This is a genomic window from Curtobacterium sp. 1544 (genome assembly GCF_040544915.1).
Classification (GTDB): Bacteria; Actinomycetota; Actinomycetes; order Actinomycetales; family Microbacteriaceae; genus Curtobacterium; species Curtobacterium pusillum_C.
In genome coordinates this window covers 1-16,354 of sequence record NZ_JBEPKX010000029.1, presented here as the reverse complement: position 1 = coordinate 16,354, position 16,354 = coordinate 1, and the positions used below count along the sequence as shown (strand labels likewise).

The 16,354-nt window shown below is 72.7% G+C and carries 14 protein-coding genes; 7 read left to right on the top strand and 7 right to left on the bottom strand.

The features are described 5' to 3' along the window. Positions 1–3 precede the first annotated feature (3 nt). From ABIC61_RS14855 to ABIC61_RS14845, 3 genes are read right to left on the bottom strand one after another with little or no spacing between them, the layout of a single operon-like run. A complete protein-coding gene (locus ABIC61_RS14855) occupies positions 4–933 on the bottom strand; it encodes an OmpA/MotB family protein (RefSeq protein WP_354030545.1) in 930 nt (309 codons plus the stop codon). Between the two features lie 2 nt (positions 934–935). Next, positions 936–1,769, bottom strand: coding sequence for a motility protein A (locus ABIC61_RS14850; RefSeq protein ID WP_354030544.1), 834 nt, complete (start codon positions 1,767–1,769; stop codon positions 936–938). Position 1,770: 1 nt separating this feature from the next. Further along, entirely contained in the window at positions 1,771–2,052 is a 282-nt protein-coding gene (locus ABIC61_RS14845) for a flagellar FlbD family protein (protein ID WP_354030543.1), read from the bottom strand. A gap of 522 nt (positions 2,053–2,574) precedes the next feature. On the opposite strand from ABIC61_RS14845, the gene ABIC61_RS14840 reads away from it, so the two are divergent. Then, a complete protein-coding gene (locus ABIC61_RS14840; protein WP_186321875.1) occupies positions 2,575–4,149 on the top strand; it encodes a helix-turn-helix domain-containing protein in 1,575 nt (524 codons plus the stop codon). Positions 4,150–4,296: 147 nt separating this feature from the next. After that, positions 4,297–5,451 carry a DUF475 domain-containing protein gene (locus tag ABIC61_RS14835; protein WP_354030542.1) on the top strand — a complete coding sequence of 385 codons (1,155 nt, stop codon included), beginning with the start codon at positions 4,297–4,299 and terminating at the stop codon, positions 5,449–5,451. On the opposite strand, the gene hutI is transcribed toward ABIC61_RS14835, so the two are convergent. The 4 genes from hutI to hutU are packed head-to-tail and all read right to left on the bottom strand — an operon-like array spanning position 5,420 to position 10,897. Further along, positions 5,420–6,616, bottom strand: coding sequence for an imidazolonepropionase (gene hutI, locus ABIC61_RS14830; protein ID WP_354030571.1), 1,197 nt, complete (start codon positions 6,614–6,616; stop codon positions 5,420–5,422). The genes ABIC61_RS14835 and hutI overlap by 32 nt on opposite strands. Positions 6,617–6,645: 29 nt before the next feature. Continuing rightward, positions 6,646–7,974, bottom strand: coding sequence for a formimidoylglutamate deiminase (locus ABIC61_RS14825; RefSeq protein WP_354030541.1), 1,329 nt, complete (start codon positions 7,972–7,974; stop codon positions 6,646–6,648). Continuing rightward, on the bottom strand, positions 7,971–9,197 hold the full coding sequence (locus ABIC61_RS14820) for an allantoate amidohydrolase (protein ID WP_354030540.1): 1,227 nt from the start codon (positions 9,195–9,197) through the stop codon (positions 7,971–7,973). The genes ABIC61_RS14825 and ABIC61_RS14820 overlap by 4 nt, the downstream gene beginning before the upstream one ends. A gap of 2 nt (positions 9,198–9,199) precedes the next feature. Continuing rightward, positions 9,200–10,897 carry a urocanate hydratase gene (hutU, locus tag ABIC61_RS14815; protein WP_354030539.1) on the bottom strand — a complete coding sequence of 566 codons (1,698 nt, stop codon included), beginning with the start codon at positions 10,895–10,897 and terminating at the stop codon, positions 9,200–9,202. Positions 10,898–11,073: 176 nt separating this feature from the next. Between hutU and ABIC61_RS14810 the strand changes: the two genes are divergently transcribed. From ABIC61_RS14810 to ABIC61_RS14790, 5 genes are all read left to right on the top strand, one after another. Then, on the top strand, positions 11,074–11,865 hold the full coding sequence (locus tag ABIC61_RS14810) for an IclR family transcriptional regulator (RefSeq protein WP_354030538.1): 792 nt from the start codon (positions 11,074–11,076) through the stop codon (positions 11,863–11,865). Between the two features lie 186 nt (positions 11,866–12,051). Continuing rightward, positions 12,052–12,717 (top strand): IclR family transcriptional regulator, encoded by a 666-nt coding sequence (locus ABIC61_RS14805; protein ID WP_144750015.1) that lies wholly within the window; start codon positions 12,052–12,054, stop codon positions 12,715–12,717. Further along, positions 12,714–14,258, top strand: coding sequence for an HAL/PAL/TAL family ammonia-lyase (locus tag ABIC61_RS14800; RefSeq protein WP_354030537.1), 1,545 nt, complete (start codon positions 12,714–12,716; stop codon positions 14,256–14,258). The genes ABIC61_RS14805 and ABIC61_RS14800 overlap by 4 nt, the downstream gene beginning before the upstream one ends. 23 nt (positions 14,259–14,281) lie before the next feature. Next, positions 14,282–15,610, top strand: a complete 1,329-nt coding sequence (locus tag ABIC61_RS14795; RefSeq protein WP_354030536.1) for an MFS transporter — start codon at positions 14,282–14,284, stop codon at positions 15,608–15,610. Further along, complete coding sequence (locus ABIC61_RS14790; RefSeq protein ID WP_354030535.1) at positions 15,607–16,146, top strand: HutD/Ves family protein; 540 nt, start codon at positions 15,607–15,609, stop codon at positions 16,144–16,146. Before ABIC61_RS14795 ends, ABIC61_RS14790 begins: the two co-directional genes overlap by 4 nt. Positions 16,147–16,354: the final 208 nt, after the last annotated feature.

The window sequence follows — 16,354 nt, the reverse complement described above, 5'->3', positions numbered from 1 at the left end:
GTGTCAGCCCTGTCGTGCTCCGTCCTGCGCCTTCGCCAGTGCGGGCATCAGGGCGCTGACGTCCTGGTCCTGGTTCGACAGCACCACGATGTCGACCCGGCGGTTCAGCGTGAGGTCCGCATCCGTGCCGCCCTTCGCGAGCGGCCGGCTCGACCCGAACCCGACGCTCTGGATGTGGTCCGCCGGAATCCCACCGCGTTCGACGAGGTCCCGCAGCACCCCGGTCGCCCGTGCCGCGCTGAGCTCCCAGTTCGTCGCGTACGGGGCGGTCGAGTTCCGCTGGTCGGCGTGCCCCTCGACGCTGACGTCGTGGCTGCTCGTCCTCAGCACCGGCGCGATGGCGTCCATGACCCGCTTCGCCTGGTCGGACAGGTCGGCGCTGTTCGTCGTGAAGTACGTCTCGCTGCCGACGAGCCGGACGGTCAGGCCTCGGGCGTCGACGGTGAACTGCACGTTCGAGGTCTGCCCCGCCTTGTCCAGGTTCGACTTGATCGCCGCCTCGATGGCCTTGAGGTCGTCGAGCTCCTTCTGCGCCGCGGCCACGTCGGCCTTCGTCGCGGTCGTCGGGACCACGGTGGAGGCCGGGTCGACGTTGGTGTCCTTCGTGCCGGACGACGCCGTGGAGTGGTCGGCCTGGGACTTGTCCACGGAGTAGCCGGAGCCGTCCTTGACCTCGTCCTTCGTCACGACCGTGCCGGACGCCGTGTCGACCTTCTGCGACTTGACCTCGCCGAAGCCGGTCGCGAGCGAGTTCTTCAGGGCGATGTACTTCTGCTGGTCGACCGTCGACATGGCGAAGAGCACGAGGAACATGCACATCAGCACCGTGATCATGTCCATGTAGGACGCCATCCAGCGCTCGTCGGGGTGTTCTGCCTCGTCGTGGGACTTCTTCGAGCGACCGCGGCCGCGCCCTCTGGGGTTCGCGCTCATCGTCAGGCCGCCAGCTGCTGGTCGTCGAGGTCGGCGTCGCTGCCCTTGCCCTTGTTCTTGGCACCCTTCGCCTTGGCATCCCCACCACGGGCGGCCGGCGGGACCATCGCGGTGAGCCGCTCCCCGAGCAGGCGCGGCTGGCTGCCCGCCTGGACGGCGAGGAGCCCCTCCATCAGGAGCGTCTGCCGGTCGGCCTCGAGCTGCGCGAGCTTCCGGAGCTTGCCGCCGATCGGCAGCCAGAGGAAGTTCGCGGTGAGCAGGCCCCAGAGCGTTGCGACGAAGGCACTGGCGATGAGCGGGCCGAGCTCGTCCGGCTTGCCGAGGTTCGCGAGGACGTGGGTGAGCGAGACGACCGTCCCGATGATGCCGACCGTCGGGGCGAACCCGCCGAGGCCCATGAAGAACGCGCTCGCGCTCCGCACCGGGGCGGCGTTCGACTCGATCTCGTCCTCGAGCAGGATCCGCAGCTCGTCGCCGTCGGTGCCGTCCGCGATGTTCTGCAGGGCCTTCTTCATGAACGGGTCGTCGTGCTTGTCGGCCTCCTGCTCGAGCGCGAGCAGACCGTTCGCACGGGCCGTCTCGGCGAGCCCCACCACGTCGTCGATGACGGCCTGCGGCGGGGTGACCTTGCCGGTGAACGCCTTCGGCACCGCCTTGAAGCTCGAGATCGCGTCCTTGAGCGTCGTGCTCGCGATGCCGCAGCCGATCGTGGCGCCGAACACGAGGAGCATCGGCGCCGGCAGGAACAGCCCCGCGAGCTCGACGTGCTCCATCTCGACCATGCCGAACAGTGCGCCGAACGCGACGAGGATGCCGATGATCGTTGCGATGTCCACGTCAACGACCCCCGTCCTGCGTGCGGAGGGGCGCGACCGCGGCGAGCGTCGGCTGGGGGCCCGTCGCGTTCCGGGTGGTCGGCAGGTCGGTGCCGTAGGCCATCCCGACGATGCGGGCGCGGTACGCGGCGATGAGGTCGATGACGTCGGCCAAGGACTCGCGGACGATGTACTTGGCACCGTCGACCATGATGAGCGTCGTGTCCGGCGTCTCCTGGATGCGCTCCACGAGATCGGGGTTGACAGCGAATCCGCTGCCGTTCAGTCGTGTGACGACGATCATGGCCCGTCCTGGTTCTCGATCGTCCCGCCGCCGTCCGTGGGGCGGGATGCGGCCCGTCCGTGGGCCTGCACTGAGGACTATCGGCGCGCGCTGCGGTGCCGTTAGTGCCGGTCGCGGCGGGGCGTCGGTCGCACCGAAGTGTTGCGCGCGCAAGGAGCGACACCGCGGCTGTCGCACGACGACCTCCTTGTCGCACGTTGCACGCGCAACGACCGCTGGCCCGCCGCTCGCCGCCACACGCCCCTCAGTCCGGCGCATGCGCGCGCAAGAAGCGACACCGCGCTTGTCGCACGACGACCGTCTTGTCGCACGATGCACGCGCAACCGTTGCGCACGCAAGAAGCGACACCGCGGCTGTCGTACGACGACCGTCTTGTCGCACGATGCACGCGCAACGACCACCGACCCGGCCCCCGCCGCAACCCGCCGGAACTCTCACCGATGGTGTATTCCCGCCCCAACCCTGAGAAATCTGGGCGTTGTACCCCCGTCTTTATCTCATGACCGTGTTACGTTGGCGCCATGTCCGACACCACCACCGTCGTCACGCCGACCGCCACGGCAGTCACCACCGCCGCACCCCTCCGCGAGGTCGGCGCCCTCATCCGCGGCGCACGCAAGGGCCGCAGCATGACCCAGGCGCAGCTCGCCGAACGCGTCGGCACCAGCCAGAGCGCGATCAACCGCATCGAGCAGGGCGGGCAGAACCTCTCCCTCGAGATGCTCACCCGCATCAGCGATGCCCTCGACCAGCAGATCGTCTCGATCGGCGGCGCCCCGCAGCGTGCCCACCTGCGCGTGCAGGGCGGCCGGAAGCTCAGCGGCTCGATCGCCGTGAACTCGAGCAAGAACGCCGCCGTCGCACTCCTCTGCGCCTCGCTGCTCAACCGCGGCGTCACCCGCCTGCACAAGGTTGCCCGGATCGTCGAGGTCGACCGGATCATCGACGTGCTCCGCAGCCTCGGCGCGAGCGTCACGTGGTCGGAGGACGGCGAGACCCTCGAGATCGTCGCCCCGTCGGACCTGCGGCTCGACGCGATCGACGCCGACGCCGCCCGTCGCACCCGCAGCGTCCTGATGTTCCTCGGACCGTTGAGCGGCCGGTACGAGTCCTTCCGGCTCCCCTACGCCGGTGGCTGCGACCTCGGCACCCGCACGGTCGAGCCGCACCTCATCGCGCTGCGGCCCTTCGGTGTCGACGTCGAGGCGACCTCCGGCTGGTACGAGGTCGGCGTGGCGAACCAGGACGTCCCGGCGAAGTCCGTCGTCCTCACCGAACGCGGTGACACGGTCACCGAGAACGCGATCCTGGCCGCGGCCGCCCGCGACGGCGAGACCGTGATCCGCAACGCCAGCCCCAACTACATGGTGCAGGACCTCTGCTTCTTCCTCGAGCTCCTCGGGGTACAGGTCGAGGGCATCGGCACGACGACGCTCCGCATCACGGGCAAGAGCCGCATCGACGAGGTCGTGGACTACTGGCCGAGCGAGGACCCGGTCGAGGCCATGAGCCTGCTGACCGCCGGGATCGTCACGGCGTCGACGCTCACCGTGACCCGCGCGCCGATCGAGTTCCTCGAGATCGAGCTCGCGACCCTGGCCGAGATGGGCCTGCGCTTCGACGTCTCCGACGAGTACGCCGCCGCGAACGGCCGCACCCGCCTGGTCGACATCACGGTGCACCCGTCCGAGCTGCACGCCCCGATCGACAAGATCCACGCGATGCCGTTCCCGGGCCTGAACATCGACAACCTGCCGTTCTTCGTCGTCATCGCAGCGATGGCCGAGGGCACCACACTCGTGCACGACTGGGTCTACGAGGGCCGGGCGATCCACCTGCTCGACCTGACCCGACTCGGCGCGAGCGTCACCCTGCGCGACCCGCACCGCCTCGACGTCACCGGCCCGACGCACTTCTCCGGTGCCGAGGTCAGCTGCCCGCCGGCGCTCCGTCCCGCGGTGGTCATCCTGCTGGCGATGCTCGCCGCGAAGGGCGAGAGCGTCTTGCGCAACGTGGGCATCATCGCCCGCGGGTACGAGCAGCTCCAGGAGCGCCTCAACTCCCTCGGCGCCTCGATCGAGACGTTCCACGACTGAGGCGACCGCCTGCCCGCGTGACCCGACGGCCCGTCCCCGCAAGTGGGGACGGGCCGTCACCCGTTCTGCGGGAACCGACCCGTGCCTCCAGGCCGATGCCCAGGAGCGCTCCACTGCCCACCCAGGCCGACGGTGCTGGATGGGGTGATGGCCACGAGATCGCTCCTGACCGTCCCGCTCCTGCTCACCGTCGCGGCGGCCGCCGTCGCCTGGTTCGTGCTCGGGCCGGCCGCGGCACTCGCCTTCGTGGCGCTCGCGCTCCTCGAGATCGCGATGGCCGCGGACTCGTCCGTGCCGATGGCCGGCATCGCCGGCCGCCTGCACTCCCCCGCACGACGGCTGTTCCTGTCACTCGGCATCGTCGCGGGCGTCCTGGCGATGCGCCTGCTGCTCCCACCGGCCGCCGTGGCGGTCGGGGACGCCACCGACCCGGCGAGCTCGGTGGGCGAGGCGGTCTTCGCGCCGGGTTCCTTCTCGGCCCACCTCGCCGAGGTCCGGCCGGCCCTCGCCGCCTTCGGCGCCGCCTTCATCTGGTTGGTCTTCGCGGAGTACCTGTTCAACACGGACCGCGCGTCGCGCAGGTCCTGGCTGGGCCGTCTGGAGGCACGGCTCGCCCGGGTCGCGCGCCCTCGCGTCTGGTCGCTGGTCACCGCCGGCACCGGGGTGGTGCTCACCGCGGTGCTGGTGGGGGTCGACGCCGGGTGGGCCCCCGGGAGGCTCCTGCCGGTGGTGCTCGGCGGGGTCGCGGGCATCGGCGCGTACCTGCTGTCGAAGCGGGTGGCGGCGTGGGCACTCGGCGGCCTGACGTCGTCGGACACGGCGTCGGTGGGGACGGGCGGCGCCTGGCGGATCCACGCCTACGCGTCGACGGTGGTCTTCGAACGGGGGCTCGTCGTGTTCATGCTGTTCGAGATCCTCGACGGGGTGTACAGCCTGTCCGGTTCCGGGGTCCTCGGCGCTGGTCTCTTCGGTGGCGACGGGCTCGGCGCGCTCGAGCAGGCGGCGGTCGCGGTCGCCGCCATCGGGGTCGGGGCGGTCTTCCTGGCCCGGTTGACCTCGCGGCTGGACGAGGCAGCAGGGCTGAAGCGGCTCCGCTACCTCAAGGCCGGCGCCGCGTACGTGCTCGGGATCCTCGCGGTGCTGCTGTGGACGAGCCTGCTCGTGCCGATCCCCGGAGCCGTCGTCGGATGGTTCGGCAGCGTGGTGATCGGCCTGGCGCTCGCGACCTCGTTGCCGTGGCGTGCGTGGTGGAAGCGGGCTCGTCGAGGCCTCACCGGCCGGACCCGGATCGCACGGGGCTGACCGGCGCCGGCACCCGGACACCACGGCGCCAGGTCGCGACCGTCAGCGGCATGCCCGGGCGGTAGGCGATGTGCGCGGCGGTCGGGGCGTCGAGGACCTGCAGGTCGGCCGGTCCCCCGATGCGCAGGCTGCCGACGGCGTCGTCCCCGTGGTCGAGCCCGAGGGCTGCGGCGCCGCCGAGGGTGGCGGCGGCGAGGGCTTCCTCGAGCATCAAGTGCTGCTGCAGGACGGCCGTGGCCACCTGGAACTGCATCGACGACGTGAACGAGGTCCCCGGGTTGCAGTTCGACGCCAGGGCGATCCGGACGCCGGCGTCGACGAGCCGCCGGGCGGGGGCGAACGGCGCCCGGGTCGACAGGTCGCACGCCGGCAGCAGCGTCGCGATCGTCGACGACCCCGCGAGGGCGTCGACGTCGGCGTCGGACAGGTGGTTGCAGTGGTCGACGCTCGCGGCGCCGAGCTCCACGGCGAGGGCGACGCCGCCGCTCTCGCCGAGCTGGTTGCCGTGCACCCGGAGCCCCAGGCCCGCCCGGCGTCCGGCGAGCAGCACCCGGCGGGACTCGTCCGGGGTGAACGCTCCCGCTTCGCAGAACACGTCGACGAACTGCGCGTGCGGGGCGGCCGCGTCGAGCATCGGTCCGGTGACGAGGTCGAGGTAGGCGTCGCGGTCGGTCCCCTCCGGGACGACGTGCGCGCCGAGGTAGGTCACGACGTCCGCCACCCGGGCCGCGATCCGGGCGAGCCGCTCCTCGGTCACGACGTCGAGGCCGTACCCGGTCTTCGCCTCGATGGTCGTCGTGCCCTGCGCCGCGGCACCGTCGACGCTCGCACGCGCACCCGCGAGCAGGTCGGACTCCGAGGCCGCGCGGGTGGCACGGACGGTGGTCATGATGCCGCCCGCGGCGTACGGCCGGCCGGCCATCCGGTCGACGAACTCGGTGGAGCGGTCGCCGGCGAACACGAGGTGCGTGTGCGGGTCGACCCAGCCGGGCAGGACCGTGCGCCCACCCACGCTCGTGCGGACGTCGGCGTCCGGGGCGTCCGATCGCGCACCGATCCACGCCACCCGGCCGTCCTCGACGACGAGCGCCTGGTCGTGCCGGGTGACGGCGGCCGCCGCGGCGTCGCCTGCTCCGTCGGCGAGCGTCGGGTCGAGCGTCCGCATTTCGCCGATGTCGGTGATGAGCTCGCTGGTCACCGGTGGTCCTCCGTCCATGCCGTCAGCAGGTCCGCGGGTGCGCGGTCGTCCGCCAGTCTGCCGTCGACGGCGCGCACGGTCCCGCCGACGACCACGCGCCGGACGTCCGAGGCGGTCGCGGTGAGCACGAGCTGCGGCACCGCCGAACCCGTCGTCCGGACGCTCGCCGGGTCGACCTCGACGAGGTCGCACCAGGCACCCACGGCGATGCCGCCGCGCTGGCCGAGCGACCGGTAGCCGGCCGTGCTCCGAGCTGCGTCGAGCTCGGCGGGGCTGAAGACGCCGCGCCGCCGTGCGGCCAGGCGTTCCCCGGCCTCGAGCCCGCGGACCTCCAGGAACGGGTCGACCACGGCGTTCTGGTCGGACCCGAGCGCGATCACGGCGCCAGCGTCGGCGAGGCGCCGGGCCGGACCGATCCCGTCGCCGAGGTCGGCCTCGGTGGTCGGGCAGATGACCGCGGTGACCCCGGCGGACCCAAGGAGCGCGATCTCGTCGTCGTCGAGGTGCGTGGCGTGGACGACGCTCAGGCGCGGGGAGAGTGCACCGGCGTCCGCGAGCACCCGCGTCGGCCGGGCACCCCAGGCCGCGAGGCTCTGGGCGTTCTCGGCCGGCTGCTCGGACAGGTGCACGTGCAGCGGGACGTCGTCCGGCAGTGCGCCGGCGATCACGGCGACGTCGTCGGGACGCACCGCCCGTACAGAGTGCACCGCCGCACCGACCGTCACGAGGGGATCGTCGCCGACGGTCTCCCGGAGGGCGTGCCAGCGGTCGAGCCACGCGACCGCGGTGCCGTCGCCGAAGCGTCGCTGCTCGGGGGCGAGCGGTTCGCCGGGCACACCGGTCAGGTAGCAGGTGTCGAGGAGCGTGAGGCGGATCCCGACGTCGCGGGCGGCGTCGGCCAGCGCGAGCCCGATCGCGTTCGGGTCGTCGTAGGGGGTGCCGTCGGGTCGGTGGTGCACGTAGTGGAACTCCCCCACGGCGGTCCACCCGGCGGCGAGCATCTCCCCGAAGACCCCGACCGCGAGCGCACGGTACGAGTCCGGGTCGAGGGCTCCGGCAGCGCGGTACATCGCCGTGCGCCACTGCCAGAAGTCGCCGCCGTCGCCGTGGGTCCGGCCGCGCAGCACCCGGTGGAAGGCGTGCGAGTGGGCGTTCCCCGACCCGGCGAGCACGGTGCCGAGCCGGAGGTCGCCCGGTGCCGCGGGGACGCCGGGGTCGACGGCGGTGATCCGCCCGTCCGGCCCGACCCCGAGACGAACGTCGTCCACCGCCACGCCGTCGACCAACGCCGTCGCGCAGTGCACCGGACGCACCGCGGCGGTCACGTCAGCTCCCGCATCACCCGGGTGAGCGCGTCCACGCCGGCGGCGCAGTCGTCGGCGTCGGACCACTCCTCGGGCGCGTGCGACACCCCGGTCGGGTTGCGGACGAACATCATCGCCGAGGGGACGTGCGCGGACAGCACGCCGGCGTCGTGCCCGGCGCCGGTCGGCAGCACGGGGACCGCGGGACCGCCGGCACCGACGAGCACCCGGTCGATCGCCGTGCGCGGTCCGTCCGGGAAGTCGACCCGGGCCGACCAGGACTCCTCGGTGACCTCGACGTCGCAGCCGTTCGCGGTGGCCGCCGCTCGGGCCGCGGCGTTGATCTCGGCGACCAGGGTCTGCGTGACGGTGTCGTCACCGGCGCGGGCGTCGAGCCAGAACTCGACCGCCGACGCGATCACGTTCGTCCCACCCGGCACCGAGCGGAGCCGACCGACGGTCGCACGCGCGTCGCCGTGCTGCCGGGCGAGCGACGGGATCCCGGCGATGACGGCGGCCGCGGCGACCATCGGATCGCGCCGGTCGGCCATCAGCGTCGCCCCGGCATGGTTGCCCTGCCCGGTGAACCGGAACCGCCAGCGGCCGTGCCCGAGGATGCTCGACGCCAAGGCGACCGGCGCACCGAGGTCGACCAACCCACGTCCCTGCTCCACGTGCAGCTCGACGAACGTGCCGATGCCGGACAGCCGATCCGGATCGGGACCGACGCCGGACGGGTCGATGCCCGCTGAGGCGAGCACTGCCTCCAGGCTGGTGCCGTCCGCGTCCGTCAACGCGAGCGCGCGCTCCGGGCTGATGGCGCCGCTCAGCAGGCGCGAGCCGAGGCAGGCGACGCCGAAGCGCGAGCCCTCTTCCTCGGCGAAGACGGCGATCGCGGTCGGGCGCGAGGGACGGTGTCCCTCGGCCTGCAGGCGGGCGACCGCGTCGAGGGCCGACACGACGCCGAGCGGGCCGTCGAACGCGCCGCCGCCGGGCACGGAGTCGAGGTGGGATCCGGTGACGAAGGCGTCGGGTCCGGCCGCGCCCCACCAGGCCCAGGTGTTGCCGTTGCGGTCGACCTCGACGTCGAGGCCGAGTCGGGTCGCGCGCTCGACGAACCAGTCGCGCAGGGTGCGTTCGGCGTCGTCGAGCAGGTGCCGCGTGTACCCGCCGCGGACGTGGTCGCGACCGACCTCGGCGATCTCCGCGAGTCCGGGCAGGACCGTTGCGCCGGAGTCCGTCACGCTCAGACCTCCCACATCGGCACGCGCAGACCGCGCTCGCGGGCGACCTCCTCGGCGCGCTGGTAGCCCGCGTCGACGTGCCGCATGACGCCGGTGCCGGGGTCGTTCACGAGCACGCGGGCGATCTTCTCGGAGGCGAGGTCCGTGCCGTCGGCGACGATGACCTGCCCGGCGTGGATGGACCGGCCGATGCCGACACCGCCGCCGTGGTGGATCGACACCCACGTCGCACCCGACGCCGTGTTGAGCAGGGCGTTCAGGAGCGGCCAGTCCGCGATCGCGTCGGAGCCGTCGGCCATCGCCTCGGTCTCGCGGTAAGGGGACGCGACCGAACCGGAGTCGAGGTGGTCGCGGCCGATGGCGATCGGCGCGCTGAGCTCGCCGGACGCGACCATCTCGTTGAACTTCAGGCCCGCCAGGTGTCGCTCCTGGTACCCGAGCCAGCAGATGCGGGCGGGCAGGCCCTCGTACTGGATCTTCTCGCCCGCGGCGGTGATCCACCGACGGAGTTTCTCGTCCTCGGGGAACAGCTCGAGGATCGCCCGGTCGGTGGCGGCGATGTCGGCCGGGTCGCCGGACAGTGCTGCCCAGCGGAACGGTCCCTTGCCCTCGGCGAAGAGCGGACGGATGTACGCTGGCACGAAGCCCGGGAACGCGAACGCGCGGTCGTAACCGCCGAGCTCGGCCTCGCGGCGGATCGAGTTGCCGTAGTCGAAGACCTCGGCGCCGGCGTCCTGGAAGCCGACCATCGCCTCGACCTGCTTCGCCATCGCCCGGCGGGAGTCGGCGGTGAACGTCTCCGGGTCGGACTCGGCTCGGGCCGCCCACTCGTCGACGCCGTAGCCCTCCGGCAGGTAGCTCAGCGGGTCGTGCGCGCTCGTCTGGTCCGTGACGACGTCGATCGGGACGCCGCGGCGCAGCAGCTCGGGGAACACCGTGGCGGCGTTGCCGACCAGCCCGACGCTGAGCGCACGCCGCTCGGCCTTCGCGGCGGTGACCCGGGCGACCGCGTCGTCGAGGTCGTCCGCCAGCTCGTCGAGGTACCGGTGGTCCACGCGACGCTGGAGCCGGGCGCGGTCGACGTCGACGACGATCGCGGCGCCACCGTTGAGCGTGACGGCGAGCGGCTGCGCGCCGCCCATGCCGCCGCAGCCGCCGGTGAGCGTGATCGTCCCTGCGAGCGTGCCCCCGAACCGCTTCTCGGCGACGGCGGCGAAGGTCTCGTAGGTGCCCTGCAGGATGCCCTGGGTGCCGATGTAGATCCACGAACCGGCGGTCATCTGGCCGTACATCGTCAGCCCCTCGGCCTCGAGCTTGCGGAACTCCGGCCAGGTCGCCCAGTCCCCGACGAGGTTCGAGTTCGCGATGAGCACGCGGGGCGCCCACTCGTGCGTGCGGAACACCCCGACGGGCTTGCCGGACTGCACGAGGAGGGTCTCGTCGGACTCGAGGTCGCGGAGCGCGTGCACGATCGCGTCGAACGCCTGCCAGTTCCGCGCCGCCTTGCCGGTGCCGCCGTAGACGACGAGGTCCTCGGGGCGCTCGGCGACCTCGGGGTCGAGGTTGTTCATGAGCATCCGCAGCGGTGCCTCGGTCTGCCAGCTCTTGGCGGAGAGGGTCGTCCCGCGAGCGGCGCGGACCGTCCGGGGGCCCGATCCGGCCGGGGTGGTCACGGCGTGGTCTGCTGCTGTCTCGGTCACGGTGGCTCCTTCGTCGCTGGTCTCGCCGCCCGGCCGGGCGCCGGTCCGTCGGCATCCGTCGGGTCATGCCCGTCGGCGTTCCTCCATCTGACATGAGACGCCCGGGTGCGCGGACCCCACGACGCCAGATAGTGTCCGGGATACCGGACAGGAAACGACGCCGACATCGGAGCACCATGCCCAGCCCCTCGCCGAAGGTCCCCGCACTCGACGCCGGACTGCGGGTGCTCGGACTCCTCGCCACACAGCGCGGCCCGCTCGCCGCCAGCACGATCGCCACCCGACTCGACCTGCCGCGGTCCACGGTCTACCAACTGCTGACGTCGCTCACCGAGCACGGGTTCGTCCTGCACCTCGTCGAGGCGCGCAAGTACGGACTCGGGATCGCGGCGTTCGAGCTGGGCTCCGGCTTCACCCGGCAGCAGCCGCTCACCCTGCTCGGTGCCCCGCTGCTCGCCACCCTCGTCGACCGCACCGGCGAGAGCGCCCACCTCGGCGTGCTGCACGGCGCCGAGGTGGTCTACGTCGTCGAGGAACGCGCCCGGCACCGCGGAGCCCTCGTCACCGACGTCGGGGTCCGACTGCCCGCGCACCTCACCGCCACCGGGAAGTCGATGCTCGCCGCGACCCCGACCGCGCAGCTCCGAGCCCTGTACCCGCCCGGCACCGCGTTCGTCCGACGGACCGAGACCGGCCCCGGCGACCTGCGGACGCTCCGGCACGAGCTCGAGGGGATCCGGGCCGCCGGGTACGCGACGGAGGACGGAGCCGTGACCCCGGGGCTGTCGTCGGTCGCGGTCGCGGTGCTCGACACCACGGGGTGGCCGGTCGCGAGCATCGGGTCGACGTACGCGTCGACCGCGGACGGCGGCGTGCCGCCGTCGCTCCTCGCGGAGGTCCGTCGCACCGCGGACGTGCTCGCCCGCCGGCTCGGCACGTCGGCGCCGGCCCCAGCCGCCGTCGACTGAGCAGGAATCGTCAAGTGGGCAGACGTGACCCGACGACTTCTGCTCACTCGACGCGGTCTCCCGTGACCACACAGCGGACTGGAGGCACGGTGCGGGCCCGCCCCGCGCCTCCAGTCCGGCAGATTTCACGAGAACGAAACACGGCATTGCTACTCAATGAAAACCAGGTTCCGTAGGGTGGCAGCCATGACCGAGCAATCCACGGGCGGACAGGGCATGCGGACGATCGACCGCGCCCTCGTCCTGCTCGGCCTGGTGTGCGACGCGGACGGCATCTCGCTGACCGAGGCCGCACGGCGGGCCGACCTGTCGGCGAGCACCGCGCTCCGCCTCCTCCGAGCACTCGAGCACCGCGAGTTCGTCCGCCGTGACGACGACGGTGCGTTCACCGCCGGCCCGCACCTGGTGCAGCTGGGCGCCGCAGCCCTGTCGAACACGGCGCTCGTCGCCCAGACCCGCGACGCCATGCGCCGGGTCGCCCAGGGCACGACCGAGTCCTGCTACCTCAGCGTGTTCGGCGTCGGCGACACCGCGATGCACCTCGCCATCGCCGAGGGCACCCAGTCCATCCGGCACGTCGGCTGGGTCGGCCGCACGATCCCGCTCACCGACACCGCCGTCGGTCGGGTCCTGCTCGACGACGTCGGCGAGGACGGGTACGTGGTCGTCGCCGAGGGTGCCGAGCGGGACGTGACCGCGGTGTCCGCCCCGGTGCGCGCCGGCCACCGGGTCGTCGCCGCGATGTCCTGCCTGGTCCCGAGCTACCGGCTCACCGACCCGGCCGACGTCGCCCGGATCGGCGAGCACCTGGTCCGGGAGTCCCGCGCGGTGTACCCGGCGGTGCCTGCATGAGCGGCGGCGCGCTGGTCGAGGACGTGCTCCTCGACGAGGACCCGCTCACCGTCGACCAGGTCGTCGCCGTCGCCCGGCACGGCGCCGTCGTCCGGTTCTCCGACGCCTACGCCCGACGCGTCGACGCCGCCGCCGACCTCGTCACCCGCTTCCTGGACGACCGCACGGTCGTGTACGGCGTGACCACCGGCTTCGGCGACAACTACACCGAGACCATCGCACCCGAGGACGCCCTGCGGCTGCAGGAGAACATCATCGTCTCGCACGCGGTGTCGGTCGGCGCGCCGATCCCGGAGGAGCAGGTCCGGGCGATCCTCGTCGTGATGCTCGCGCACCTCGGTGCCGGTCGGTCCGGCACCCGTCTGGAGACGCTCGAACTCCTCCGCGCGCTGCTCGAGGCGCACGTGACGCCGGTCGTCCCCGGCCGCGGCTCACTCGGCTACCTGGCGCTCGAGGCGCACATCGCCCTCGTGCTCACCGGCCGCGGACGAGCGACCGTCGACGGTGTCGTGGTGAGCGGCGCCGAGGCGCTGCGCAGCCGCGGACTGACTCCCGTGCGGCTCCGGGCGAAGGAGGGGCTGACGCTCCTCAACGGCATCATGAGCATCACCGCGGTCGCCGCCCTCGTCACGCACGACGTCCGGCGAGCGGCCCGCCAGGCCGACGTCATCGGGGCGCTGGCGTTCGAGTCGCTCCGCGGGACGACGCGTGCCCTCGACCCGCGGGTGCACGCGCTCCGCCGGTACCCGGAGCAGGCCGCGTCCGCGCGGAACCTCGTCCGACTGCTCGACGGGAGCGCGATCGCCGAGCTGCACCGCGACCACCGCGTGCAGGACCCCTACCTGCTCCGCGCGCTCCCCCAGCTGCACGGGTCCGTCCGGCGGTCGTTCGACGACGCCGCCCGGATCGTCGACGAGTCCCTCGGGTCCGTCGGCGACAACCCCCTGCTGTTCCCGGAGGACGGCGACGCGGTCATGGCCGGCAACTTCGACGGCACCTCGGTCGGACTCGCCATGGACGCCGTGAAGGCCGCCGCCGCCGTGCTCGCCCACCACAGCGAACGCCGGACGGACCGGATGGTGAACAGCACCGTCAGCGAGTTGCCACCGTTCCTCGCGCCCAGGCCCGGGCTGCACAACGGCCTGATGATCCCGCAGTACACGGCCGCCGCGCTCGTGCTCGAGATGCGCGGCGAGGTCTCTCCTGCCTCGGTCGAGTCGATCCCCACGTCGGCCGGCCAGGAGGACCCGGTGAGCAACGCGCACCTCGCCGCCCAGCAGGCGTACCGTTGCGCGGACCGCCTGCAGTACGTGCTGGCGATCGAACTGCTCGCGGCGGCGCAGGCGGCGGACCTGCTCGCAGACGAGGTCGGCGTGTCCGGTTCGCCCGCCCTCCGTGCCGTGCGGGAGGCCGTCCGCCGACTCGTCCCCACCGCCCCCGTCGACCGCGAGTTCGGCCGGGACATCGAGGCCCTCCGCACCTTCCTGGCGTCCGACGACCTCGTCGCCGCCGCGGAGTCCGTCACCGGCCCGCTCGAATGACCACCCCACACCATCGGAGCACCATGACAGCGTCGTCCCCCCGGACCGCGGCCCCGCCGGAGCGCCTGAGCCGGTTCCACCTGCGGATCACCGCGCTGACGTTCGGCGCGAACTTCTCGGACGGGTACGCCCTCGGGAGCATCGGCATCGCGCTGACGCTCATCCCGCAGGCCTTCCCGGTGAGCGACGTCTGGTCGGGACTCATCGCGAGCTCGGTCCTCATCGGCATCTTCGTCGGCAGCATCACCTGCGGCTGGCTCGGCGACAAGTTCGGTCGTCGACTCGTCTACATGCTCGACTTCGTGCTCATCGTGGTCGCCTCGGCCGCGCAGTTCTTCGTGCACGACCCCGGGACGCTGTTCGTCCTGCGCCTGCTCATCGGCTTCGGCGTCGGGGCGGACTACGCGCTCGGGCCGACCCTGGTGGCGGAGTTCGTGCCCGCGCGGTTCCGCGGTGGCCTGCTCGCGACGCTGACGGTGGCGTGGACCGTGGGCTACACGGCCGCGTACTTCATCGGCACCTGGGTGAGCACGCTCGGCACGGGCGACGGCTGGCGCTGGCTGCTCGCGAGCGGTGCGATCCCGGCGGCCGCCGTGCTGGTCCTGCGACTCGGCACCCCGGAGTCCCCGCGATGGCTCATCACCAAGGGGCGCCTCGCCGAGGCCCGGGCGATCGTCGCGAAGTTCCTGCCGGAGGGGCTCGACGTCGACGCGGTCGCCGCCGCCCACGAACGGCGGACACCCGGTCGCTACCGGGACCTGTTCCGCGGCAAGAACCTCCGGAACACCGTCTTCGGGTCCGTCTTCTACAACGCACAGGTCATCCCGTACTTCGCCGTCTACAGCTTCCTGCCGGTCATCCTGCTGAGCCTCGGCATGGACGCCGACGGCTTCGCGGCCGGGGCGCTCCTCAACGTCTTCCTGCTGCTCGGCGGGCTCGTCGGTCTGTGGCTCGTCGCGAAGTCCGGACGTCGACCGCTCATCATCTGGACGTTCGGGATCATGGCCGTGGCCCTGGCGATCGTCTCGTTCGGCGAGCACGCCCCGCTCTGGATCGTGCTGCCGGCGTTCCTCGTGTTCACGTTCGTGATGTCCGCCAGCTCGAACCTCGACCAGGTGTACCCGCCGGAGCTCTTCCCGACGAACGTGCGGGCCGCGGGCGTCGGGCTCGTCAACGGCGTGAGTCGCATCGGCTCGGCGATCGGCACGTTCCTGCTGCCGCTCACCCTCGGCGCCTGGGGCATCACGCCGACGCTCCTCGTGCTCGCCGGCATCCTGGCGATCGGGATGGTCGTGTCGATCCTGATGGCGCCGGAAACCGCGCACCTGAGCATGGACGACGACGAGCTGTGACGGGCACCGTCCGGTTCGCCGACGTGCCCCGCAGCCGGTGGGCGAACGGGCTCGGTGAGACCGTCGAGCTCTGGCGCACGCCGGCCGCAGGTCCGTTCGACGCCAGGCTCAGCATCGCGACGATCGGCTCGGACGCGCCGTTCTCGTCGCTCCCGGGCGTGGACCGCGTGCTGCTGTCGCTCTCGCCGCACCCGCTGACACTCGACGTGGACGGCGGCCGGACGGTGCTCGAGCAGTTCGACACGGTGCCGTTCACCGGCGAGGCCGCCGTCCGCGCGGTCGGCGTCACGACCCCGGGGTACGACCTGAACCTCATGGTGCGTCGGGGCCGGGGCACGCCGTCGCTGACGGTGGTGTCCCTCGACGGCGACCTCGAAGTGCACGGGGTCGCGGTCGTCCTCGACGGCACGGTCACCGGCCCCGACGGCCCGCTGGCCCCGTTCGACGCGGTCGTCGCGGCCCCCGGCCCGGTGTCCCTCACCGGCCGCGGCCGCATCGCGCTCGCCGGCGGCGCCGCCGGCGCAGCGATCGAGTGAGCAGGAATCGTCGAGTCGCGGAACGTGACCCGACGATTGCTGCTCACTGGATGCGGTCTTCCGTCACCACGCGACGGACTGGAGGCGCGGGGGGGGGGCGCCCCCCCCCCCCCCCGCCGGGGGGGGGGGGGCCCCCCCCGGGCGGCCCCCCCCCCCCCCGCCCCCGGGGGGAAACCGCAACCCCCCCCCGGAAGATAAGGCGGGCGCC